Annotated in this window: 23 protein-coding genes; 13 read left to right on the forward strand and 10 right to left on the reverse strand. The window is 70.8% G+C overall.

The features are described from left to right. Positions 1 to 76: 76 nt before the first annotated feature. Both ACH34S_RS12740 and ACH34S_RS12745 read right to left on the reverse strand, forming a co-directional pair. Positions 77 to 1,627, reverse strand: coding sequence for an AMP-binding protein (locus tag ACH34S_RS12740; protein ID WP_395952760.1), 1,551 nt, complete (start codon positions 1,625 to 1,627; stop codon positions 77 to 79). A 163-nt stretch (positions 1,628 to 1,790) separates the two neighbouring features. Further along, on the reverse strand, positions 1,791 to 2,453 hold the full coding sequence (locus ACH34S_RS12745) for a TetR/AcrR family transcriptional regulator (protein ID WP_395952761.1): 663 nt from the start codon (positions 2,451 to 2,453) through the stop codon (positions 1,791 to 1,793). Between the two features lie 81 nt (positions 2,454 to 2,534). On the opposite strand from ACH34S_RS12745, the gene ACH34S_RS12750 reads away from it, so the two are divergent. From ACH34S_RS12750 to ACH34S_RS12770, 5 genes are all read left to right on the forward strand, one after another. Then, positions 2,535 to 4,148: a carboxyl transferase domain-containing protein gene (locus ACH34S_RS12750; RefSeq protein WP_395952762.1), complete on the forward strand. Its 1,614-nt coding sequence runs from the start codon at positions 2,535 to 2,537 to the stop codon at positions 4,146 to 4,148. Between the two features lie 7 nt (positions 4,149 to 4,155). Further along, the gene (locus ACH34S_RS12755) at positions 4,156 to 6,099 is read left to right on the forward strand and encodes a biotin carboxylase N-terminal domain-containing protein (RefSeq protein ID WP_395952763.1); all 1,944 of its coding nucleotides are present in this window, start codon (positions 4,156 to 4,158) and stop codon (positions 6,097 to 6,099) included. Positions 6,100 to 6,175: 76 nt separating this feature from the next. Then, entirely contained in the window at positions 6,176 to 7,102 is a 927-nt protein-coding gene (locus ACH34S_RS12760) for a hydroxymethylglutaryl-CoA lyase (RefSeq protein ID WP_395952764.1), read from the forward strand. Further along, a complete protein-coding gene (locus tag ACH34S_RS12765; RefSeq protein ID WP_395952765.1) occupies positions 7,102 to 8,250 on the forward strand; it encodes an acyl-CoA dehydrogenase family protein in 1,149 nt (382 codons plus the stop codon). The genes ACH34S_RS12760 and ACH34S_RS12765 overlap by 1 nt, the downstream gene beginning before the upstream one ends. 231 nt (positions 8,251 to 8,481) lie before the next feature. Next, positions 8,482 to 9,249, forward strand: coding sequence for an SAM-dependent methyltransferase (locus tag ACH34S_RS12770; protein ID WP_395952767.1), 768 nt, complete (start codon positions 8,482 to 8,484; stop codon positions 9,247 to 9,249). Here ACH34S_RS12770 and ACH34S_RS12775 read toward each other — a convergent pair. Further along, positions 9,222 to 9,878, reverse strand: coding sequence for a class I SAM-dependent methyltransferase (locus tag ACH34S_RS12775; RefSeq protein ID WP_395952768.1), 657 nt, complete (start codon positions 9,876 to 9,878; stop codon positions 9,222 to 9,224). The genes ACH34S_RS12770 and ACH34S_RS12775 overlap by 28 nt on opposite strands. Positions 9,879 to 9,949: 71 nt before the next feature. On the opposite strand from ACH34S_RS12775, the gene ACH34S_RS12780 reads away from it, so the two are divergent. Both ACH34S_RS12780 and ACH34S_RS12785 read left to right on the forward strand, forming a co-directional pair. Next, positions 9,950 to 10,699 (forward strand): FkbM family methyltransferase, encoded by a 750-nt coding sequence (locus tag ACH34S_RS12780; RefSeq protein ID WP_395952769.1) that lies wholly within the window; start codon positions 9,950 to 9,952, stop codon positions 10,697 to 10,699. Positions 10,700 to 10,775: 76 nt separating this feature from the next. After that, on the forward strand, positions 10,776 to 11,231 hold the full coding sequence (locus tag ACH34S_RS12785; protein ID WP_395952770.1) for a DUF4260 family protein: 456 nt from the start codon (positions 10,776 to 10,778) through the stop codon (positions 11,229 to 11,231). A 3-nt stretch (positions 11,232 to 11,234) separates the two neighbouring features. Here ACH34S_RS12785 and ACH34S_RS12790 read toward each other — a convergent pair whose 3' ends face one another. The 3 genes from ACH34S_RS12790 to ACH34S_RS12800 form a co-directional block, all read right to left on the reverse strand. Further along, positions 11,235 to 12,149, reverse strand: a complete 915-nt coding sequence (locus ACH34S_RS12790) for an LLM class flavin-dependent oxidoreductase (protein WP_395952771.1) — start codon at positions 12,147 to 12,149, stop codon at positions 11,235 to 11,237. Positions 12,150 to 12,166: 17 nt separating this feature from the next. Further along, positions 12,167 to 13,264: an NAD(P)/FAD-dependent oxidoreductase gene (locus ACH34S_RS12795; RefSeq protein WP_395952772.1), complete on the reverse strand. Its 1,098-nt coding sequence runs from the start codon at positions 13,262 to 13,264 to the stop codon at positions 12,167 to 12,169. Positions 13,265 to 13,354: 90 nt separating this feature from the next. Further along, positions 13,355 to 13,831 (reverse strand): MarR family winged helix-turn-helix transcriptional regulator, encoded by a 477-nt coding sequence (locus tag ACH34S_RS12800; RefSeq protein ID WP_395952773.1) that lies wholly within the window; start codon positions 13,829 to 13,831, stop codon positions 13,355 to 13,357. 185 nt (positions 13,832 to 14,016) lie between these two features. Here ACH34S_RS12800 and ACH34S_RS12805 point away from each other — a divergent pair, with 185 nt between their 5' ends. Continuing rightward, a complete protein-coding gene (locus ACH34S_RS12805) occupies positions 14,017 to 14,697 on the forward strand; it encodes a peptidoglycan recognition family protein (protein WP_395953316.1) in 681 nt (226 codons plus the stop codon). 53 nt (positions 14,698 to 14,750) lie between these two features. Here ACH34S_RS12805 and ACH34S_RS12810 read toward each other — a convergent pair whose 3' ends face one another. The 3 genes from ACH34S_RS12810 to ACH34S_RS12820 form a co-directional block, all read right to left on the reverse strand. Next, complete coding sequence (locus tag ACH34S_RS12810) at positions 14,751 to 17,141, reverse strand: ATP-binding cassette domain-containing protein (protein ID WP_395952774.1); 2,391 nt, start codon at positions 17,139 to 17,141, stop codon at positions 14,751 to 14,753. 185 nt (positions 17,142 to 17,326) lie between these two features. Continuing rightward, positions 17,327 to 17,740: a VOC family protein gene (locus ACH34S_RS12815; RefSeq protein WP_395952775.1), complete on the reverse strand. Its 414-nt coding sequence runs from the start codon at positions 17,738 to 17,740 to the stop codon at positions 17,327 to 17,329. 5 nt (positions 17,741 to 17,745) lie between these two features. Further along, positions 17,746 to 18,195, reverse strand: coding sequence for a helix-turn-helix transcriptional regulator (locus ACH34S_RS12820; RefSeq protein ID WP_395952776.1), 450 nt, complete (start codon positions 18,193 to 18,195; stop codon positions 17,746 to 17,748). Between the two features lie 202 nt (positions 18,196 to 18,397). Between ACH34S_RS12820 and ACH34S_RS12825 the strand changes: the two genes are divergently transcribed. Next, positions 18,398 to 18,904: a DUF1772 domain-containing protein gene (locus ACH34S_RS12825; protein WP_395952777.1), complete on the forward strand. Its 507-nt coding sequence runs from the start codon at positions 18,398 to 18,400 to the stop codon at positions 18,902 to 18,904. A gap of 40 nt (positions 18,905 to 18,944) precedes the next feature. Further along, the gene (locus ACH34S_RS12830; RefSeq protein ID WP_395952778.1) at positions 18,945 to 19,658 is read left to right on the forward strand and encodes a hypothetical protein; all 714 of its coding nucleotides are present in this window, start codon (positions 18,945 to 18,947) and stop codon (positions 19,656 to 19,658) included. A 5-nt stretch (positions 19,659 to 19,663) separates the two neighbouring features. Here the strand turns inward: ACH34S_RS12830 and ACH34S_RS12835 are convergent, their stop codons facing one another. Continuing rightward, entirely contained in the window at positions 19,664 to 20,167 is a 504-nt protein-coding gene (locus ACH34S_RS12835) for an HAD domain-containing protein (protein WP_395952779.1), read from the reverse strand. Between the two features lie 247 nt (positions 20,168 to 20,414). Here ACH34S_RS12835 and ACH34S_RS12840 point away from each other — a divergent pair, with 247 nt between their 5' ends. The 3 genes from ACH34S_RS12840 to ACH34S_RS12850 all read left to right on the forward strand — a co-directional run bounded on the left by ACH34S_RS12840 (position 20,415) and on the right by ACH34S_RS12850 (position 23,465). Beyond that, entirely contained in the window at positions 20,415 to 20,870 is a 456-nt protein-coding gene (locus ACH34S_RS12840; RefSeq protein WP_395952780.1) for a hypothetical protein, read from the forward strand. A 50-nt stretch (positions 20,871 to 20,920) separates the two neighbouring features. Beyond that, a complete protein-coding gene (locus ACH34S_RS12845; protein WP_395952781.1) occupies positions 20,921 to 22,177 on the forward strand; it encodes a hypothetical protein in 1,257 nt (418 codons plus the stop codon). Between the two features lie 220 nt (positions 22,178 to 22,397). Next, positions 22,398 to 23,465 (forward strand): glycerophosphodiester phosphodiesterase family protein, encoded by a 1,068-nt coding sequence (locus ACH34S_RS12850; RefSeq protein WP_395952782.1) that lies wholly within the window; start codon positions 22,398 to 22,400, stop codon positions 23,463 to 23,465. Positions 23,466 to 23,474 lie beyond the last annotated feature (9 nt).

Below are 23,474 nucleotides of genomic sequence, written 5' to 3' on the forward strand. Positions count from 1 at the left end.
CGCAGCGGCGCCCGGCGGCGTTCGACGTCCGCCGCGAATAGTTCGGGAGCGTTCCGCGCGGAACGGCGAGGCGCGGTCAGTCGGGGAATCCGTGCAGGTAGTCGTCCCGTACGCGGCGGCGGCTGAGCTTGCCTGAGGGTGTGCGGGGCAGCGAGGCGCGGAACTCCACCCGGCGCGGATGCTTCTGTTTCGCCAGCCGCGGCTCGCAGTGCGCGAGGAGCGCGGCGGCGAGGGCGTCGCCGGGGTGGGCGTCCTCGGCGGGCTCGACGAGCGCGACCGCGACCTGGCCCCAGTCGTCGTCGGGGAGGCCGATGACGGCCGCGTCGGCGACCGCCGGATGCTGGAGGAGGACGCTCTCGATCTCGGCCGGGTAGATGTTCACGCCGCCGGAGATGATGAGGTCGGTGCGGCGGTCGCTCATGTAGAGCCAGCCGTCCTTGTCGAGGTGGCCGAGGTCGCCGGCGGTGTAGAAGCCGTCGTGCATCGAGGAGGCGGTCTTGGCGGGGTCGCCGTGGTACTCGAAGCCCAGATGGCCGTTCGCGTAGATCAGGCCCGTCTCCCCTGCGGGCAGCGGGCGGCCCTCCGCGTCGAGGATCTTGATCTGGACGCCGTCGACCGGGCGGCCGACCGTGCCGGGCCGGGCGAGCCACTCGTCCGGCTCGGCGAGGACGACGGGGCCGCTCTCCGTCGACCCGTAGTACTCGTAGAGGACCGGTCCCCACCAGTCCAGCATCCGTGTCTTGGTCTCCACGGGGACGGGCGCGGCGGTGTGGTAGACGCGGCGGAGCGAGGACACGTCGTAGCGGGCCTTGACCTCGTCCGGCAGGGCGAGCATGCGGTGGAACATCGTCGGCACCATGACCGTGTTGGTGACGCCGTGCCGCTGGATCAGCTCGAGGGTGTGCTCGGGCCGGAACCGCGACGCGACCACGACGGCGTGCCCGAGGTGCAGCGACATCAGCGCGTGGACGCAGGGCGCCGAATGGTAGAGCGGGCCGACGACCAGGTGGACCTCGTCGTCGCCGGGCTCCAGGCCGAGCTGGCGCATCAGGGTCCGCCGCAGGACACCGGCCACCGTCTCCGGCGCGATGTCGAGCAGCGGCCGCCGGACCCCCTTGGGGCGTCCCGTCGTCCCGGACGTGTACAGCATGATCGAACCCGTCCGGCGTTTGCCGGGCGGTTCGGCGCTGCCCATCGCGCACAGCCCGGCCATCGAGCGGAAGCCGTTCGCGGGGCCCGCGCTCACGCGCCCTTCGGCGGGGATGCCCGCCTCGTCGGCCGCGCCCGACACAACGTCGGCGAACGCGCTTTCCGTGACGACCGCCCTGGCACCGCTGTCGGCGAGGATGTGAGCGATCTCGGGCCTGGTCAGGTGGCGGCTCACGGGCACGAGGTAGAGGCCTGATTGCAGTGCGGCGAGCATGACTGTCAGGAACTCGGGACGGTTGCCGAGCACGGTCGCAAGGGCGTCTCCGGGACGCAGCCCGAGCCCCTCCAGCGAGTTCGAGAGGCGGTTCACTTCGGCGTGAAGCCCGCCGTACGACATCGGCACGCCGGGTGCCAGCACGGCGGGACGGTCCGGGTATTTCTGTGCGATCTCGTAGAAGCCGACGTCCTCGACGTCCATGGGTTACTCCTTAGTTCGGTCAGAGCGGGTGACCTTCACGTCCATCTGACCTATGGCGCGGGGATCAAGTCAAGATTGTGGACGGTCCACAATCGTGCACCCGGGTAAATCGGCCGGTCCGAGTCGGCGATTTAATTGACCGTTCACATACCGGTGAATGGCGTCAGCGCGCGTTTTCGAGGGCGGCGCGGGCCATGCCGTGCAGGAGAGCGCACATCGCGGCGCGGTCGAGACCGGTGGCGCTGCGCGGGGTCGAGTTGAGGAGGCCGAAGGCGGCGTGGACGGCGGCGCGCGTCCGGTCGTCCGGCAGGGCCGGGTTCAGGCGGCGCAGGACGGCGACCCATTCCTCCACGTAGGCGCGCTGGAGCCGGCGGACGCGGTGCCGCTGCGGCTCGGGCACGTTGTCCAGTTCCCGCTCGTGGACGGTGATGAGCGCCGGGTTGTCAAGGGCGAACGCGATGTGCCAGCGGAGCAGCGCGTCCAGCGCCCGTCCCGGATCGGGGTCGGCGGCGCGGCGGACGCCCTCGGCGAGCAGCCGCTCGCTGATGTCGAGGAGCATCTCGGCGAGTACGGACTCTTTCCCGCGGAAATGCCGGTAGAGGGCCGGGCCGGTGAGGCCGACGGCCCGCCCGAGGTCGCCGATGGACACCCCGTGGTAGCCGCGCCGCGCGAACAGCTCGGCCGCGGCGGCGAGGATCTCGGCCCGGCGCGGGTTCGGCGGCGGCCCGGCAGGCGGCGCCCCGGGCGCGGGCCTGCCGGGCGGCGGGCCGGCCGGCGGTGCGCCGGCCGGTTCCGCCGCCGGGTCCCCGGCCGGGTGGGATGTCATGGCCGCCAGTCTAGACTAGAGTTGTTAACAGGCATTAACATCGGCATTGTTAACGATCGTTAACCGGAGGGACGGACGGTCATGAGCGGACCCGGGATCGGCTCCCGCGCGGACGTGACGGCCGAGGCGTTCAAGGCGAACGCCGCGCACAACGAGGCCCTGGCCGCGGAGCTGCGCGAGCACGTCGACCGGGCCGGGCGCGGCGGCCCCGAGCGGGCCCGCGAGCGGCACGTCGCGCGCGGCAAGCTGCTCCCCCGCGACCGCGTCGACACGCTCCTCGACCCGGGCTCGGCGTTCCTGGAGCTGTCCCCGCTGGCCGCGAACGGCATGTACGACGACGAGGCGCCCGGCGCCGGGATCATCACGGGGGTCGGGCGCGTCTCCGGCCGCGAATGCGTGATTGTCGCCAACGACGCCACCGTGAAGGGCGGCACCTACTACCCGGTCACGGTCAAGAAGCACCTGCGGGCGCAGGAGGTGGCGCTGCACAACCGCCTCCCCTGCGTCTACCTGGTCGACTCCGGCGGCGCGTTCCTCCCCCGCCAGGACGACGTGTTCCCCGACCGCGAGCACTTCGGCCGCATCTTCTACAACCAGGCGACCATGTCCGGGCTCGGGATCCCGCAGATCGCGGCCGTGATGGGGTCGTGCACGGCGGGCGGCGCGTACGTCCCGGCGATGAGCGACGAGGCCGTCATCGTCCGCGGCCAGGGGACGATCTTCCTGGGCGGGCCGCCGCTGGTGAAGGCCGCGACCGGCGAGGTCGTGACGGCGGAGGAGCTGGGCGGCGGCGAGCTGCACTCGCGGACGTCCGGCGTCACCGACCACCTCGCCGACGACGACGCGGACGCGCTGCGGATCGTCCGCGAGATCGTGTCCACGCTGGGGCCGCGCGAGCCGCGCCCGTGGGACGTCGCGGCGCCGGAGGAGCCCGCCGCCGACCCGGCGGAGCTGTACGGGGTCGTCCCGCCCGACCCGCGCACCCCCTACGACGTGCGGGAGGTCATCGCCCGCATCGTGGACGGCAGCCGCTTCCAGGAGTTCAAGAAGGAATACGGCGCGACGCTCGTCACCGGCTTCGCGCGCATTCACGGGCACCCGGTCGGGATCGTCGCCAACAACGGCATCCTGTTCAGCGAATCGGCGCAGAAGGGCGCGCACTTCATCGAATTGTGCGACCGGCGCAGCGTCCCGCTGGTGTTCCTGCAGAACATCACCGGGTTCATGGTCGGCCGCGAATACGAGGCGGGCGGCATCGCCAAGCACGGCGCGAAAATGGTCACGGCGGTCGCGTGCGCGCGCGTCCCGAAGTTCACCGTCGTCATCGGCGGGTCGTTCGGCGCGGGCAATTACGCGATGTGCGGGCGCGCGTACTCGCCGCGCTTCCTCTGGATGTGGCCGAACGCGCGGATCTCCGTCATGGGCGGCGAGCAGGCGGCGAGCGTCCTCGCGACCGTCCGCCGCGACCAGCTGGAGGCGCGCGGCGAGGAATGGCCCGCCGAGGACGAGGAGGCGTTCAAGTCGCCGATCCGCGAGCAGTATGAGGCACAGGGCAACCCGTACTACTCGACGGCGCGGCTCTGGGACGACGGGGTGATCGACCCGGCCGACACCCGGCGCGTGCTGGGGCTCGGGCTGTCGGTCGCCGCGAACGCACCGCTGGAGCCGGTCGGCTACGGCGTCTTCCGGATGTGAGGGTGTGATGTTCGACAGCGTCCTGGTCGCCAACCGGGGGGAGATCGCCGTCCGCGTGTTCCGCACGCTGCGGCGGCTGGGCGTGCGTTCGGTGGCCGTCCACACCGACGCCGACGCGCGGGCCCGGCATGTGCGGGAGGCGGACGAGGCGCTCCGCGTCCCGTCGTATCTCGACATCGACGCCGTGATCGGGGCGGCGCGGGCGTCCGGGGCGGGCGCCGTCCATCCCGGGTACGGGTTCCTCGCCGAGAACACCGCGTTCGCGCGGGCGTGCGGCGCGGCGGGGCTGGTGTTCATCGGCCCGCCCGCCGGGGCGATCGAGGCGATGGGCGACAAGATCCGCGCGAAGCGGACCGTCGCGGCGGCGGGCGTGCCCGTCGTCCCGGGACGGGACGAGCCCGGCCTCTCCGACGCTGAGCTGAAGGCCGCGGCCCTGGAGGTCGGGCTTCCGGTGCTGATCAAGCCGTCGGCCGGGGGCGGCGGCAAGGGCATGCGGCTCGTCTGGAACGCGGCCGAGCTGCCCGACGCGATCGCGTCCGCCCGCCGCGAGGCGCGCGGCTCGTTCGGCGACGACACGCTGCTCGCCGAGCGGTTCGTCGAGAACCCGCGGCACATCGAGATCCAGGTCTTCGCCGACGCCCACGGCAACGCCGTCCACCTGGGCGAACGCGAATGCAGCCTGCAACGCCGCCACCAGAAGATCATCGAGGAGGCGCCCTCGCCGCTGCTGGACGGCGCCGCGCGCGAGCGGATGGGCACCGCCGCCGTGGCCGCCGCGCAGGCCGTCGGCTACGTGGGCGCCGGGACGGTCGAGTACATCGTCTCCGCCGACCGCCCCGACGAGTTCTTCTTCATGGAGATGAACACCCGCTTGCAGGTCGAGCACCCCGTGACCGAGTTCGTCACCGGCCTCGACCTGGTGGAGCTCCAGCTCCGCGCGGCCTCGGGCGAGCCGCTGCCGTTCACCCAGGACGACGTGACCCTCGACGGCCATTCGATCGAGGCCCGCGTCTACGCCGAAGACCCTTCGCGCGGATTCCTCCCGACCGGCGGGCGCGTCCTCGCCCTGACCGAGCCCGAGCACGCCCGCGTCGACTCCGGGCTCGACGTCGGGACGGAGGTCGGCGGGGCCTACGACCCGATGCTCGCGAAGGTGATCGTCCACGGCGCCGACCGGGCCGAGGCGCTGCGCCGCCTCGACCAGGCACTGGCCTCGTACACGCTGCTGGGCGTCCCGACGAACGTCGCCTTCCTGCGGCGCCTGCTCGCGCATCCGGACGTCGTGTCGGGCGATCTCGACACGGGCCTGGTCGAGCGAGCCCTGGACGAGCTGACCGCGGACGCGTCCGTCCCGCCCGAGGTGCTGGCCGCCGCCGCGCTGGAGCGGATGCTCGCCCTCGAAGGCTCGGGCGACGACCCCTGGGACGTCCCGGACGGCTGGCGTCCCGGCGCGCACGCCTGGACGCCGTGGATCATCACCCCGTCCGGCGGCGAGCCGGTGGAGGTCCGCGTGCAGGGGCGGGCCGCGGACGCCCGCGTCGCGATCGGCGATGATCCACCGGTCGCGGCATCGCTGACCAGGCCGTTCACCCTCACCTACGCTGGAAGGACGACCTCGTTCGAGGCCGCCCGCGACGGCCACACGCTCTGGCTCGGACGCGCCGGGCACGCCTGGGCGCTGAGCGAGCACGTCCGCGCCGAAGGCGGCCCGGACGCGGCCGGGGCGGGCGACGGGGTGCTGCGCAGCCCGATGCCGGGGACGGTCCTCGCCGTCAAGGCGGCCGAGGGCGACCGGGTCGCCGAGGGGCAGCCGCTCGTGGTCGTCGAGGCGATGAAGATGGAGCACACCGTCACCGCGCCGCTCGCCGGGGTCGTGGCGAAGCTGCCGGTCCGCGCGGGCGCGCAGGTCGCGCTCGACGCGGTGCTGGCCGTGATCGAGGAGGCCGGATGACCGGAGCGGAGCGAGGATCATCGGGCCGGCTACTCGGGGGTCTGGGGGGCGCCCCCCAGAAAGGAAGGGCATGACGATGCGGGTTCCTCTCTCCGGTCTCCCGGCCGAGGTCACGATCTACGAGGTCGGGCCGCGGGACGGGCTGCAGAACGAGAAGGCCGTCGTCCCGGTGGACGTCAAGTCCGAGTTCGTGACCCGGCTGGCGGACGCGGGCCTGCGCACGATCGAGACGACCAGCTTCGTGCACCCGAAGTGGGTGCCGCAGCTCGCCGACGCCGAGGAGCTGCTGGACGTCCTCCCCCGGTCCCCCGAGCTGCGCTATCCCGTTCTCGTCCCCAACGAGCGGGGTCTCGAAAGGGCGCTCGCCAACGGCGTCACCGAGATCGCGATCTTCGGCTCCGCGACCGAGACGTTCTCCCAGCGCAACCTGAACCGCACCGTGGACGAGTCCCTCGCCATGTTCGCCCCGGTCGTCGGGCGCGCCCGCGCCGAAGGGCTGTGGGTGCGGGCGTACGTGTCGATGGTGTGCGGCGACCCGTGGGAGGGGGACGTGCCGATCGAGCAGGTCGTGTCCGTCGCGTCGCGGATGATGGATCTCGGCTGCTCCCAGCTCAGCCTCGGCGACACCATCGGCGTCGGCACGCCCGGACAGGTCACCGCGCTGATCGAGGCGCTCGGCGCGGCGGGCATCGGCACCGAGCGGCTCGCCGTCCACTTCCACGACACCTACGGGCAGGCGCTCGCCAACACGCTCGCCGCGCTCCAGGCCGGGGTCACGGTCGTGGACGCCTCCGCCGGCGGCCTCGGCGGCTGCCCGTTCGCGGGGAGCGCCACCGGCAACCTGCCCACCGAAGACCTCGTCTGGATGCTGCACGGGCTCGGCATCCAGACGGGCGTCGACCTCGACAAGCTCGTCGCGACGAGCCGCTGGCTGGCGAGCCATCTCGGCCGTCCCAGCCCGTCGCGCGTCGTCCAGGCCCTCTCACCCGCAACGGAGACATGATGATCGACTTCACGCTCACCGAGGAGCAGGAAGAGCTGCGGAGCACGGTCGAGCGGTTCGCCCGCGAGAGCGTCGCCCCGGTGATCGGGGACCTGTACGAGCGCGGCGAGTTCCCGTACGAGATCGTCGCCGCGATGGGGAAGATGGGCCTGTTCGGTCTGCCGTTCCCGGAGGAGCACGGCGGGATGGGCGGCGACTACTTCGCCCTCTGCCTGGCGCTGGAGGAGCTGGCGCGCGTCGACTCGTCGGTCGCGATCACGCTGGAGGCCGGGGTGTCGCTGGGCGCGATGCCGATCTACCGGTTCGGGTCGGCGGAGCAGAAGGCGCACTGGCTGCCGCAGCTCACCTCCGGCGAGCGGCTGGCCGGGTTCGGGCTCACCGAGCCGGGCGGCGGCTCCGACGTGCCAGGCGGGATGCGCACCACCGCCCGGCTCGACGGCGACTCGTGGGTGATCAACGGGTCGAAGGCGTTCATCACCAACTCCGGCACCGACATCACCGCGTTCGTGACCGTCACCGCGTTCACCGGCGACGGCGAGATCTCCACGATCATCGTCCCGAACGGGACGCCCGGGTTCACGGTCGGGCGCAAGTACTCGAAGGTCGGCTGGTCGGCGTCCGACACCCGCGAGCTGTCGTTCGACGACGTGCGCGTCCCGGCCGGGAACCTCGTCGGCGAGCGCGGCCGCGGCTACGCGCAGTTCCTCCGCATCCTGGACGAGGGCCGCATCGCGATCGCCGCGCTGTCGGTCGGCCTCGCCCAGGGCTGCGTGGACGAATGCCTCCGCTACGTGCGCGAACGCGAAGCGTTCGGCAAGGAGATCGGCCGCTACCAGGCGATCCAGTTCAAGATCGCCGACATGGAGCTGCGCGCCCACACCTCCCGGCTGGCCTACTACGCCGCGGCCGCGAAGCTGCTGGCGGGCGAGGAGTTCAAGAAGGAGGCGGCGATCGCCAAGCTGGTCTCCTCGAACGCCGCGATGGACAACGCCCGCGACGCCACGCAGATCTTCGGCGGCTACGGCTTCATGAACGAGTACGCGGTCGGCCGCTTCTACCGGGATGCGAAGATCCTGGAGGTGGGCGAGGGGACCTCCGAGGTGCAGCGCATGCTGATCGCCCGCGCGCTCGGCCTGCCACCGTCCTGACCGGCCCTTACACTTCGTCCTGAAGGGACCTCGCGGCCGGCCGTCCTGAACGGAATTCGCCCTGCCAATGGGATTGCCTTTACCGCAACGTGCCTTCAACCCCCACAAAACGTGATCCAAAGGGTGAGCGGCCTCATTAGTATGTGGGCGTGCCACCGCACCAACCGATGGGGGCTTCACGTGCCGGACACAGCGGACAGTGGGCCGCGCTCGGCCGATCTGCGTACAGACGTGGCCCACTCGGCCCGGGTCTACGACTACCTGCTGGGGGGCAAGGACAACTACGCGGCCGACCGGGACGCCGCGGAGGAGATCGTCAAGATCGCGCCGTATATGCGCACGTCAATGCGGGCCAGCCGGAACTTCATGGTCCGCGTCGCGCGCCACCTGGCCGTCGACCACGGCATCCGGCAGTACCTCGACATAGGGACCGGCCTGCCCACCTCGCCCAACCTGCACGAGGTCGTCCAGGGCGTCGATCCCACCTCCCGGGTCGTCTACGTCGACAACGACCCGATCGTGCTCGTGCACGCCCGCGCCCTGCTCACCAGCACCCCTGAGGGCCGCTCTCGCTACATCCAGGCCGATCTGAGCGAGCCGGACGCCATACTGACCGCGCCGGAGCTGCACGAGACGCTCAACCTGAACGAGCCCGTCGCGCTGTGCCTCCTCACCGTCATCCATTTCATCCCCGACGACGACAAGGCCCAGGGGGTCGTCCGGCGGCTGCTGGAGCCGCTCCCGTCCGGCAGCTTCCTCGCGCTCTCCACGATCAACATCGAGAGCGCCGCCCAGCCGAGCAGGGCCCTGCAGAAGCACAACGAGCACGGGATCCGCGCCAAGGGCCGGACGAAGGCGCAGATCACGAGGTTCTTCGACGGACTGGAACTGGTCGAACCGGGTGTGACGGCCGTTCACCACTGGCGCCCCGACGACGAGGCCCGGAAGATCGACGACACGCAGGTCTCCGTCTACGGCGGCGTGGCCCGCAAGCCCTGACCCGCGCCCCGGCGCCCCTCCCGCTGCCCGGCCGGGCGGTCCCGCCTGGCCGTGAACGCCGTGAGATCGGACAGCTCGTGCCGGTCGACGTCCGCGAAACGGCTGCGCAGCGCGTCCTCGATGCGGTCGAGCCGGTCGCCCGGCAGCCTGAACCGCCGCGCGATCCACGGCGGCCGGCGGCCGCCGTGCCAGGCGATCAGCACCCGTCCGCCGGGACGCGTGACGCGGCGCAGCTCGTCCAGCCCGCGCTCCAGAGACGGCCAGAGCGCCACGCTGTTGACCGAGACGACGCAGTCGAACTCGGCCTCGCCGAATCCCGTGTGCTCGGCCGTCCCCACCCGGAGATCCGCCCGCGCCGCCTGCCTCGCGGCCATGGCGCGCATCTCCGGGGACGGGTCGACGCCGCAGACCCGCTCGGCGGGCGTGCGGGCGAGGCGGCGGATCAGCCCGCCCGGCCCGTACCCGACCTCCAGCACCCGCTCCCCCGGCCGGACGGCGAGCAGGCGGGCGACCTCGTCCTGCCTGTTCATCCGCAGCATGAGGCGTCCGGCGAGCCGTCCCCGCAGCCCGCGCGGCAGCACGAACGGCGAGCGGCTGGCCCGGTCAGAGGTCCACGGCCTGGTCTCCATCCCGGGGACGTTCCCTGACACGGCGCGAGGAATCCGGCCGGGGCGGCGGACCCGCGCGGTAGTGTCGGCGGATGCTGCTGCGCGCCTACGGGATCGCTCGCTCCCTGGTCATGTACTACGGCGTCCCGGGCAAGCACCGCCGCGCGACGCGCCTCTACGGCGAGTTCATCAAGCCGGGCGATCTCGCGTTCGACATCGGCGCGCACGTGGGCGGGCGGGTGCGCGTCTGGCGCGGGCTCGGAGCGCGGATCGTGGCGGCCGAGCCGCAGCCCGACTGCCTGCGCGTCCTGCGCCTCCTCTACGGCCGCGACGATGCCGTCACGATCGTGCCGGACGCGGTCGGCGCGCGGCGCGGCCGGGCCGATCTGGCCCTCTCGACGGCGACGCCGACGGTGTCCTCGATGTCGCGCGGCTGGATCGAGTCGGTCGCGGCGGACCGCGGCTTCGCCCGCGTCCGATGGGACCGCTCCGTCGAGGTGGCCGTGACGACGCTGGACGACCTCATCGCGGCGCACGGCGTCCCGGCCTTCTGCAAGATCGACGTCGAGGGCTTCGAGGCGGACGTCCTCGCCGGCCTCAGCAGCGCCCTGCCCGCGCTGTCGTTCGAGTACATCCCGTCCGCGCACGAGGCCGGGCTGGAGGCGCTGCGCCTGGTGGAGCGGCTCGGCGCGACGGCGGGCGGCTACGAGTACAACTACTCCCCCATCGAGTCGATGCGGTTCGGCGCCCCGCGTTGGCTGGACGCCGCCACCCTGGAACGGCGGCTGGAACGCATCCGCCCGCGCGGCAGGTCCGGCGACATCTACGCGCGACTCCGCTGAGCTTGACGGCTAATGCTCTTAGCTTTATGGTTATGGCTAAGAGCATTAGCCGCCGCTGTCGCGAGGGAGCCAGGCCATGACCACCATCACCGCCCCGACCACCATCACCGCCCCGACCGCCACCGTCACCCCGACCGCCGTCAAGCCGAGCCCCGCCCGCGCCGTCCTCCGGGTCGCGTGGCTGGCCAACGCCCTCTTCTGGACGGCCTTCGCCGTCCTCGAAGGCGTCAACCACGGCTGGCTCGCGGTCGTCCTCGCCGTCGCCTTCTTCATCGCGCCCGACCTGACCTTCCTGGCCGGGGCTCGCGACGCCCACAAGGTCGAGAAGGGCCAGCTCCCGCCGCGCGCCGTCCGGTACTACAACACCGCGCACCGGGCGCTGATCCCGGTCGCGCTGATCGTGGCCTACACCTTCGGGCCGCTCACCTGGGCGCCGATCTTTGCCGGGCTGTGCGGCTGGCTGGCCCACATCTCCTTCGACCGCGCGTTCGGCTACGGCCTGCGCACCAGGGAAGGCTTCCAGCGCCGCTGACTTTCACCCCTCCTCCTTCATGACCGCTTCGCGCACCGCCGGGACGATCTCCCTGGCCCAGCGCCCGAGGAACACCTCGTCCAGGGCCCCGTCGCCGGCCGGGAAGAGCGTGAAGCCCGACGCACCGTGCTCCAGCACCGCCCCCGTCAGCTCCTCGGCCCACTGCTCGGCGGACCCGCCGATCCAGCGCCCCGACCGGTCACGGGTCGCGGCCAGCGGACGGCCGGTGATGCGCCCCGGAAGGTTGAAGATCGTGCGGATCTCCCCCGGATCGCGGCCCACCGCCGCGGCGGCCTCATCGATGATCGGCCGCGACTCCCGGTACCGGTCGCTGAGCCAGTCGGCGGCGTGGCCGGGGATCCAGCCGTCCGCGACGCGTCCGGTTGCGGCCAGGGATTTCGGTCCGACCGATCCGGTCCAGACCGGAGGCGCGGCCACGGGGGCGGGCTCGATCTCGTCCACCCGGTAGTGGCGGCCCCGGTGGGTGACCGGCGGGCCGCCGCCCGACAGCTTCCTGACCAGGACGATCGCCTCCTCGAAGGCGTCCACGGCAGCGCCCGGAGAGAGCCGCGGGACGCCCATGTCGGTGATCCGGTCCCAGAGCCCGCCCGCGCCCATGCCGAGCACGACACGGCCGCCGGACAGCGCCGACAGCGACGTCACCGTCCGCGCCAGCATCGGAGCCGGCCGGGTCGGCAGGTTGGTGACGTTCGCGAGGCCCGCGATGCGCTCCGTCCGGCCGAGGACGAACCCGATGGCGGCGTAGGCGTCGAGGCGTCCGCCGATGTAGGGGTGGTCCGACAGGGAGACGATGTCGAGACCGTCCCGGTCGGCCTGCTGGGCCAGGCGGAGCAGTCCGGGCACGTCGCCGACGCCGGTATGGGCACCGAAGCCGAAGACGACGTTCTGCACAGGCATTGTGCCGCCCTCCCTTCTCAAACAGCGGTGCCGAAGAGTTCGGCGAACCGTCCGGTGAACAGATCGGCGCCCTTGTACTCGGCGACCGCCGGGGCCGGCAGGACGGCGGGGCCATCGTCCTCCATGGGCATCTGGCCGACGCCGCCGCGCGGACCGAGCGGCAGCAGGATCATGGGCTCGGGCGACGGCCGGTAGACCGCGGCCGCCCGCTCCCCTCGCAGCTGGGCGAGGATGTTCTCCGCCACGACCTCGGCGTGCCGCATGGCGTGCCCGGCCCGCTTCGCCTCCGCCAGATCGGTGAGGTCGCCGATCGCGTAGACGTGGTCGTGCCCGCGGACGTTGAGGGTCTCCGAGACCGGCACCTCGCCCTGCGCCGTCCGGGGCGTGAGCCGCCCGTCGGCGAGGTAGCCGCTGTTGACGCGCACCCCGTGGGCGCGGAACCAGATGTCGGCCGTGATCTCCGCACCGCCGCCGGCCCGCACGGTGAACGTCCCGGCGCGCCCGGACGGCGTCGCGGGCGGGGCCGCCAACCGCGTGCCCAGCAGCAGCCGGACGTCCAGCTCGTCGAGCTGGCGGTGCAGGTCGCGGCGCAGCTCGGGGTGGAAACCCGGCAGGAGCTCCCCGACCGGATCGACGATGGTCACCCGCTTGCCCGGCCAGACGTCCTTGATCTCACCGGCCAGCTCGAGCCCGACCGGGCCCGCCCCGGTGATGAGCACCCGCTCGGCGCCCGCGAGTTCCTTGTGGGTGCGGCGCAGGTCGTCCAGCGCCGCGTCCGTCGAATCGGCCTCCGGCTTGGCCGGGTAGGCATAGCTGGAGCCGGACGCCAGGACCAGGTAGTCGGCCTCGACGCGCCGTCCCGAGGCGAGCGTGACACCGCCCGGGTCGGCGGAGGCGGCGCGGTCGCGGATCACCGTGCCCCTGGCCATCAGCGTGTCGTAGGGGAAGAACATGTTGCCCGCCCAGTCGGGCCGGGTCAGCGCCCGCAGGGATCCCGCCGCGTTGACGAACGCGTCCCTGGGCTCGATGAGGACGACGTCGGCCTCGGCGTCCAGCGCCTTGGCGACGGCCGATCCCCCGTAACCACCGCCGATGACGGCGACCGTTCGACTCATGATCACACACTCCGCACACACATAGAGGAAGAGTTCGTACTACGAACCATATTAGTTCGTACTCCGAACTTCAACCTCGTATTCGCGGAGTCAGTGTTTGGAGAACGGCCCCTCGCCCGGTTCCATGAAGACCACCGGGACCTCGTTGTCGCGGACGACGCGGCCCAGCACCTCGGCGAGCGCGTCCCGTTCGGCGTCGCCGAGCCCCTCGGCGAGCCTCTCCACCCGCCGGCACGTCTCGGGATAGAACTCGTCGATGAGCTTGCGACCCCGCGGCGTCAGCGCGACCCGCACCGCCCGCAGGTCGTCCGGGTCGGATTCCCGCTGGACCAGGCCGTTTCGCTCCGTCCGGTCGACCAGGCCGGTCAGGCTCGACTTGGCCAGCCCGAGCATCGCGCCCAGCTCGCCCATCCCCCGCGGCCGCATCATCAGCACGCACAGCAGCACGCCCTGCTGCGACGTGATGCCATGCTCCCGAGCCGACTCCGTGTACACGGCATTGACGAGGAACGCGCTCTGCACCAGCGCGCTCACGACCCCGAACCGCTCACCATCCTGCGTACCCACCCGACCAGCATACCCACAGTTCGCACCACGAACTGATTCCTTCTGCGGCGACGGGGTTGTGGTGGCGCCGGATCTCACCCATGATCGGCAGCCCCGGCCGATCGACACCTAGAGGGGAGCCGCTCGTGCCCGCCAACCTTCCATTCACCCGACGTGGCCTGCTCGGAAGCGTCACCGCCGCCGCCATGGGCGGCCTGCTGCTCGGCCCGCCGCCGACCGCTGTAGCGCGGGTCATGCCCCGCCGGTACACCCGTGCCGAGTGGGCGGCCCGCCCGCCCGCGACCGCGGCGACCGTGCTGAACCGCGCTCCCGATCACATCGTCGTCCACCACACCGCGTCGGCGAACGCCACCGACCTGTCGCTGGAGCATGCGCTCGCCCTGTCCCGCGCGATCCAGAACTTCCACATGGACACCAACGGCTGGGCGGACGCCGGCCAGCAGCTCACCATCAGCCGCGGCGGCCACCTCATGGAGGGACGCAACCGCAGCCTCGCCGCCATCAACGCCGGTGATCTCGTCGTCGGCGCGCAGACGCGCGGGCACAACGAACACACGATCGGCATCGAGAACGAGGGCACCTACATGACCGAGGAGCCCACCACCGCGCTGTGGGACGCCCTCGTCGCGACCTGCGCCTGGCTGTGCGACGTCCACGACCTCGACCCGTACGCCGCCATCGTCGGGCACCGCGACTACAACACCACCGCCTGTCCCGGCGACGCCCTCTACGCGCTGCTCCCGCGGCTCCGCGACGAGGTCGCCGGAGAGCTCGGCCTGCGGCGGCGCGTCCGCACATCCCCGCCGCCCAAGCCCAGCGGGCTGCCGGGGCCGCGCTTCACCTTCGACCACGGCCCGGCCGCATAAACGCGGACAGGGCCGCCTCCACGAGGGAGGCGGCCCCGCATCCGGCCGGATCGTCAGCGGCCGACGTACTCGGCGAGATGCTCGCCGGTGAGGGTGGAGCGGGCGGCCACCAGATCGGCGGGCGTGCCCTCGAAGACGACCTTGCCGCCGTCATGACCGGCGCCCGGCCCGAGGTCGATGATCCAGTCGGCGTGCGCCATGACCGCCTGGTGGTGCTCGATCACGATGACCGACTTGCCGGAGTCGACGAGCCGGTCGAGCATCCCGAGCAGCTGCTCGACGTCGGCGAGGTGCAGGCCGGTGGTCGGCTCGTCCAGGATGTAGACGCCGCCCTTCTCGCCCATGTGGGTGGCGAGCTTGAGCCGCTGCCGCTCGCCGCCGGACAGCGTGGTCAGCGGCTGCCCGAGCTTGAGGTAGCCGAGCCCGACGGCGTCCATCTGGGCGAGGATCTTGTGGGCCGCCGGGGTGCGCGCGTCGCCGGAGCCGAAGAACTCCTCGGCCTCCGCGACCGACATCGCGAGCACCTCGCTGATGTCGCGGCCGCCGAGGTGGTAGTCGAGCACCGACGCCTCGAACCGCTTGCCCTCGCAGTCCTCGCAGGTGGTGGTGACGCCGTCCATGAACCCGAGCTCGGTGTAGATGACACCGGCGCCGTTGCAGGCGGGGCAGGCGCCCTCGGAGTTGGCGCTGAACAGCGACGCCTGGACGCCGTTGGCCTTCGCGAACGCCTTGCGGATCGGGTCGAGCAGCCCCGTGTAGGTCGCCGGGTTGCTGCGCCGCGAGCCGCGGATCGGGGCCTGGTCGACGGTGACGACGCCGTCGCGCCCGGAGACCGAGCCGTTGATCAGCGAGCTCTTGCCGGAGCCCGCGACGCCCGTGACGACGCAGAGCACGCCGAGCGGGATGTCGACGTCCACGTCCTGGAGGTTGTGGGCGTTGGCTCCGCGGATCTCCAGCGTCCCGGTCGGCTTGCGCACCGTGTCCTTGATCACGGCCCGGTCGTCCAGGTGCCGGCCGGTGAGCGTGTCGGACCCGCGCAGGTCCTCGACGGTCCCCTCGTAGCAGACCGTGCCGCCCGCCGTCCCGGCCCCGGGCCCGAGGTCGACGACGTGGTCGGCGATCGCGATCGTCTCCGGCTTGTGCTCCACGACCAGGACCGTGTTGCCCTTGTCGCGCAGGCGCTGCAGCAGGTCGTTCATCCGCTGGATGTCGTGCGGGTGCAGCCCGATGGTCGGCTCGTCGAAAACATAGGTGACGTCGGTCAGCGCGGAGCCGAGGTGCCGGATCAGCTTGGTGCGCTGCGCCTCACCGCCCGAGAGCGTCCCGGACGGCCGGTCCAGCGACAGGTAGCCGAGCCCGATCTCCACGAACGAGTCGAGCGTGCCCTGCAGCGTCGTGAGCAGCGGCGCGACCGACGGCTCGTCCAGCGCCCGGACCCAGTCGGACAGGTCGCTGATCTGCATCGCGCACGCGTCCGCGATGTTGATCCCCTTGATCTTCGAGGACCGGGCCGCCGCCGCGAGCCGCGTCCCGCCGCAGTCGGGGCAGGTGGTGAAGGTGACCGCCCGCTCCACGAACGCGCGGATGTGCGGCTGCATCGCGTCCTTGTCCTTGGACAGGAACGACTTCTTGACGCGCGGCACCAGCCCCTCGTAGGTGATGTTCGTGTTCTCGATCTTCACCTTCACCGGCTCGCGGAACAGCAGGTCGTGGAGTTCCTTGTCGGTGTACTCGCGGATGGGCTTGTCCGGGTCGAAGTAGCCGGTCTTGACGATCATCTTCACCGACCAGCCGTCCGCCTTGTACCCGGGGATGGTGATCGCGCCCTCGTTGAGCGACTTGGAGTCGTCGACGAGCTGCCGCGTGTCGATGTCGGAGACCGCACCCCGCCCCTCGCACCGCGGGCACATCCCGCCCGCGCGGCTGAAGGTCACCTTCTCGGCCTTGGACCCGTCACCGCGCTCGACGGTGATCGCCCCGGCCGCCTTCACCGACGGGACGTTGAAGGAGAACGCGTTCGGCGGCCCGATGTGCGGCTGCCCGAGCCTGCTGAACAGCAGCCGCAGCATCGCGTTGGCGTCGGTGACGGTGCCGACGGTGGAGCGGGGGTTGGCGCCCAGCCGCTCCTGGTCGACGATGATCGCCGTCGTCAGCCCCTCCAGCAGATCCGCCTCGGGACGCGCCATCGTCGGCATGAAGCCCTGCACGAACGCGCTGTACGTCTCGTTGATCATCCGCTGCGACTCGGCGGCGATCGTGTCGAACACCAGCGAGCTCTTGCCGGAGCCGGAGACGCCGGTGAACACGGTCAGCCGGCGCTTCGGGATCTCGACGCTGACGTCCTTGAGGTTGTTCACCCGCGCGCCGTGCACGCGGATCAGGTCATGGCGGTCGGCGACGTGCTCCGCAGGCGACTCCGCCTCCGTCCCCCTGGTCATGCTCATCGTCTCTCCATCTGTCAGGTGGAGCCGCCCTCCGCGGTCTCCGTCGGCGCCGCCTGTCACGAGCCCGCCGACTCCGAAGGATACGTCCGGTTCGCCGGACCCGGCCGCGGGAGCGCCCCGGCCGGGGCGAGAGGCCGCCTCCGACCCCGGCGGCGGCCTCGTCCATGCAGGTCAAGCCATGCGGTTCAGCGCTGCTCCTGGATGCGCAGCAGGTTCCCCGCCGGGTCGCGGAAGGCGCAGTCGCGCACGCCGTACGGCTGCTCGGTCGGCTCCTGGACGACCTCCGCGCCGCTCGCCTCCAGCTTCGCGAAGGTCTCGTCGAGATCGGAGGTGGCGAGGTTGATGCCCGCGTACGTGCCCTTCGCCATCATCTCGGTGATCATGCGGCTCTCGTCCTCGGTGATGCCGCAGCCCTCCACGACCGGCGGCTCCAGGACGATCGACGTACCGGGCTGTCCCGCGGGGCCGACCGTGATCCAGCGCATGCCGCCGTAGCCGACGTCGTTGCGGACCTCGAAGCCGAGAATGTCGCGGTAGAAGGCCAGCGACGCGTCCGGGTCGGCGTGCGGAAGGAAGGTCTGGTGAATGCTGATGTCCATGCCCGTCACGCTAGCTGCGGCTCGGTGACCTGCGCTTCTCGATTCCTGATCGGTCGCGTGACCCGCTTGGCGACGCACGGCGCCAGCCCCGCCGTCGCGGCCGCCTGCTCCCGCCGGTACACGCTCGGCGGCACGCCCACCAGCTCGGTGAACCGGGTGCTGAACGTGCCGAGCGACGAGCACCCGACCTCGAAGCACACTTCGGTGACGTTGAGGTCCCCGCGGCGGAGCAGCGCCATCGCGCGCTCGATGCGCCGTGTCATCAGGTACCCGTACGGTGACTCGCCGTAGGCGAGCTTGAACTGGCGGCTGAGGTGCCCGGCGGACATGTTCACGCCGCGCGCGAGCGCCTCGACGTCCAGCGGCTTCTGGTACTCGCGGTCGATCCGGTCGCGGACGCGGCGCAGCAAGGCGAGGTCGCTCAGCCGCTGCGCCTCCGCTGATCTGCTGCTCACCTGCGAAATCGTGCCACGCCACGCCCGATATGTCTAAGCGCGCGGCCCCCGCAGCGGGCTCCTACAGGTGGTCACCCTGCTACTCGGCGCCCTCGAACCCTGGGCGCTGCCCGTCAGCGGACCGCGGCCGGTTAGACGGACACGAATGGAGGCGAGCTTCTCAGCCATGGCTGATCTGGCGCCATCCGGATTTCCTTGAACCATGAGAACCGTAATCCTGATCATCGCCACCATCATGACCGGCCTGACCGCGGGCGTCTTCACCGACTGGTCGAGCACGATCATGCCGGGACTGGGCGACACCGACGACCGCACCTTCGTGACGGCCTTCCGCGCACTCAACAGCGCGATCGAGAATCCGCTGTTCATCGGTGTGGAGTTCTTGGGAGCGCTGCTGTTCATCGGCCTGTCCCTCGTCCTCCACCTGCGCGCGGAGCACCGGCGGACCCTGGTCTGGATCGGCGCGGCACTCGCGTTCTACGTTGTGGCGCACGCGGTCACCTATGCCGTCCACCTCCCCCTGAACGACAAGATCATGGAAGCCGGACCGCTCACCACCGCCAGCGACTACGCCGCCGCCCGCGCCGAGCTGGACGAATCGAAGTGGACCGCCTGGAACATCGTCCGCGCCCTGGCGACGACGATCGCCTTCGCCTGCCTCACCTGGGCCCTGACCGTCCAGCGCCGCGATCGAGCAGACCACTCGTGACGCAGGACCGGTCCCGATGGCATTCGGCGATACTTCGTCCATGCGCGGCCATGCCATCGTCTTGATCTCCTGGCTGATGCTGGCGGGCTGTTCCGCCGGTGGGACCGGCGAACCACCGGCGGCCCCCGCCGCGACCAGGGGACCATCGCACCCCGCCACGCCGGCGCCGACATTCGGGACCACCGCGGTCCCGACCGGGCCGCTCCGGCTGACCGATGAAATGACCCGGCCTGGGACGCGGCTGCGATTCGGCGAAAAGGCGATCGTCCCCGTCCGCGAGTTCTATCGCCTGCAGAGGGTCTACACCGAGGGCGTGATCGGCATCGTCGTGCACCGCATCCGGACGAGCCCGGGTTCGCGGGTTCAGGGCGCCTTCGACGAAGAGGACAGAGCGACCCTGAACCGCCACATCGCCTATTACACCAAGGTCACCATCACCAACGAGAGCGGCGGCGCCTTCACTCCGGACACGTCGGGCCTCAACGCCGATTTCGGCGACTGGGGTCCCGCCGTCACCATGCTCGGCGAGGAGGGCCTGCCGGGCTGCCGGGAAGGGAATCCGCCCGACGACAACGAGTTCGGCCGCAAGGGCGCCGTATGGAAGACCTGCCTGCTCGGTGTGTCCTCACGTTCCCGCCCCATGAAGGCAGTGCAGTACGACGACCCGCCATACGGCAAGGACGTCCAGGCCGAAGATGACCCGTCACCGGACTTCAACAAGCACTACAACCTCGGCCCGATCACCTGGTCCTAACCGGATCACGACCGGAGAGCCCGAAGCCATTGATCGAGGGCTGTGAAATCTTCGTCGGCGAGTCCTCGGGATGACTCGATGTGGTGGAGAAGAGCCCGGCCGCCATGGTGCTCAAAGACCCATTCGCGATCGGCGTCGGTGATCTCGTCGTCGACCCAGGCGAAGGGGCGTCCGGCCGCCCAGTTCACCAGGGTCCGGGTTTTCCAGCTGAGCCCGAACCATTGGTCCAGGCGTTCCCGCGCGTCGGACGCCTCCGGCCAGTTCACGACAGGCAGGTGCGGCAGCCCGATCCGGGGCGCTATCTCGATATTCGCCTCGTCCTCCCAAGCCGTGGCCCAGACGAGTTCGCACGGCAGCGCCGCCAGCCGACGCCCCACCTCGGGGGTGAGGCGGGCCAGGCGCGAATCCGGCGTGGTGCCCCGGGGTTCGCGCTGCGGGGCCGCACCGAAGGGCAGGAGCGGCCCATCGACGTCGAGGAAGAGAACCGCGCTTCGCGCATGGTCGGTCATGCCGCGACGTGTTGATCTCGCTCGATGAGCCTGGCCACCAGGACCACTTGGGGATACTGCGCCCAGCTGATCGTCATAAGTACAGCCCTGAGGGTGGATGGCGGAATCCGAGCAATGGTAGCGCCGTCGTCGAACGTCTCTTGCACAGCTACCTGTCACAATCCACCAGCCCATTTCGTCATTGGGTGAGGCCGGGGTCGAACCCCTGCCCCCACACGCCAAGCAGCAGAGAGAAATGGGGACTCCGATGCACGACACCCCTCCCGAGGGCGCACAATCCGGCTCCGGGACCGGCACGGCGGCCATCACGAACCAGACCGTGCAGGGCAGGACGGCGGTCACCCTCTTGCGGACCGTGGCGGTTCTCAACCTGCTCGGGACCCTGTCGCAGGGCTTGACGGCCGGGATGTTCCTGAACGGCGACGCGAGTTCGATCGATCCGCACCAGACGAGCGCCTTCGTGGTGGAGTTTCTGGTGGTCGTCCAACTCGTGCTGGCCATCCTCGTGTGGCGCCGCAACCGCTGGCTGAAATGGCCGCTCCCCGGGGCGATCAGCATCCTGGTCTTCACCTTCACCCAGGTCGCACTGGGCGTGGAGGGATCGGGCACCGCCCACGTCACCCTCGGCGTGGCCCTGAGCGCGATGGCCATGGCGATGGTCCTACGCTCCCTCCAACTCCGCGTAGCAGACTCGACCACCTGACGTCACGGCGCCCATGCCAGGCTCGACACCAGCATCGCTGGAGGATCTCGATGAGGGAGCCGGTCACAGAGCAGACCATCGCGCACAACCGGAGACTGGCCAAAGAACACCCGGCGACCGGTCTCCCCGAACTGGCTCGCTCCTTGCTGCTTTTCGGCTGGCAGATCGACCAGGACCAGCCGTCGCTGCGCATCCCGTACTTCGAGGAAGGCGCCACTGTCTACCGAAGCCTTGTCGCCGAAGGGGCCGAAGAACACCTCAGGGCGGCCGCGCACGCGATCTCCTCGCTCGGACGCCAGTACTCCCTGGCACACGCCGACGAGCTGTCATTGGCGGCCAGGCACGAGGCTGCGGAACTCAGCCGACGCGCCAACCTGCGACGTGAGAGCACCAAGGCAGAGACCAGGCTTCTCATGGAACTCGGGTACGGCCTGGCTGAAGCCGGGCAGTTCGCTCAGGCCGTCGCCGTTCAGCGCGGAGTGATCGCCATCTATCGTGCGATGGAGACAGCAGGCGGCCATGCCTGGCGCAACGTCATCACGTGGGCGCTGCTCGATCTGGCGATCTACCTTGACCTGGCCGGGCAGACCGGCGCGAGCCTGGAGATCGAACGCGAGGCTCTCGCCCTCGAGCGCCGCATGACCCACCACGCTCCAGACCGACTCGCCGGGCTGGCGATGTGGACCGCCGGAGCATCGCTCAGGTTCGCCGGCCTCGGCCACCACCAGGACGCCCGAGGGCTTATGGAGGAAGCGATCCACGCATGTGAGCGGCTTCCCGCCGAGGGCGGCCGCAGCAGCTTCACCTTCGGCTACCAAGCTCTCCAGGCCGCGTTGTTCGCCCGGTCCGGCACAGCGGACGAGCAGACCCCCACAGGGCGGACACCCCCGATCGGCGTCGACCCGGAACAGCCTCGTCAGCCGGTTCCGGGGCTGAGCTTCCACCACTGGGCCTACAGCGCCAGGCAGAGCTACCGCGCCGGATACGAGGCGATCAACGAAGCGATCGCCGCCACCGCGGACCCGCCGCCAGACGACCCACACGGGCTGGCCGAGCTCGGGACTCTCCTCCGCCGCCGCAACATCCGCGCATCGGTGCTGTTCGACCGCGACTGGGCGCAATTCTTGGAGACCATCACCCCGGCACTGCGACAGAGCGTCGAGGTCGAGCGCCGTCTCCGCGCCATCGCCCCGGGACGAGGGCCCCAGCGGCTGATCCGGGCTCTGACCGATCAGGCCCTCTGCCACCTCGTCACCGGCTCCAACGCCATGGCCGCCGGCGCACTACGCCAAGCCCATCGCCTCTAGGAGCTGAGTGACAGGGCGTTGCCGTTGCGGACCCTGACGAGCCAACCGGCCAGCCGGCCTTCCAACGGACCGTTGCTCTGACCTGCCGATTTTCCGGTTCTGCCGGCGCCTGCCGTTCGGGGAACGTTCATGGCGCCATCACACCGTGTCAATTGCGGGCCGTGGCGCTGGTTCTAGCGTCGCGGGAGTTGATCGGAGCATTGACGAAGCGGAGGTTCCGATGTCCATGCGCATTGCCCTTGCCGGTCTGGCCTTTGCGTCCACGGCCGCCCTGCCCGTGGCGGCCCACGCGTCCACCACCGCAGGTCCCGGTGTCCTGCCTCAGAAGACTCATTTCGATCTGCAGGCCCACCGCGGCGGCATCGGCATGACGACCGAGGGATCGCTGGAAGGATTCGGAAAGGCGATGCGCCTGGGTGTCACCACGCTGGAAATGGACACCCAGGTCACCCAGGACGAGAAGGTCGTCGTCACTCACGACCGGCAGGTCAGCGCCCAGAAATGCCGCGACACCGCACCGGTCACACCCGGCGACCCGATGTATCCCTACGTCGGCAAATACATCAAGGACCTGACCCTGGCCCAGATCAAGACCATGAACTGCGGCTACCAGCAACTACCCGGCTTCCCCGAGCAGGAAGTCGTCCGCAACTTCCGCATGGCGCAGCTCAAGGACGTGCTGAACCTGGTCAAGCGCTACCGCGCCAAGCAGATCACGCTCAACATCGAGACCAAGGTCGAGGCGGGCGCGCCCCACCAGACCGCACCGCGCGAGCTATTCGTCCGCCGGGTCTTCGAGGAGATCCGCGCCTCGGGCATCGAACGGCAGGTCACCATCCAGTCCTTCGACTGGGGCGCACTGAAGTCCATGCACCGGCTCGCGCCCCGGTGGCCGCTGGTGGCACTGACCAACTACGACTTCCTCCAGATCGGCCGGCCCGGCGCCTCCCCCTGGCTGGGCGGACTGGACGTCGACGACTACGACGGCGACTTCGTCAAGGCGGCCGCCGCCATCCGCGGCGTCACGGCCCTGTCGCCCAACTACGGCTTCCCGCAGAACGGCAAGATCGGTGACCCGGGCTTCCGCTTCTACCCCGACCGGGCCATGATCTCGGCGGCGCACGCCCGCGGCCTGAAGGTCGTCCCGTGGACCTGCGACGACCCCGCCACCATGGAGGCCCTCATCGACCTCGGTGTCGACGGCATCATCACCAACCACCCCGACCGCCTCCGCCAGATCATGAAAGACCGCGGCATGCGGCTGCCCAAGGCATACCGGCCCCGCTGACCCGAGTTC

It is taken from the genome of Actinomadura sp. 3N508, assembly GCF_044326375.1.
Taxonomy (GTDB): Bacteria; Actinomycetota; Actinomycetes; order Streptosporangiales; family Streptosporangiaceae; genus Spirillospora.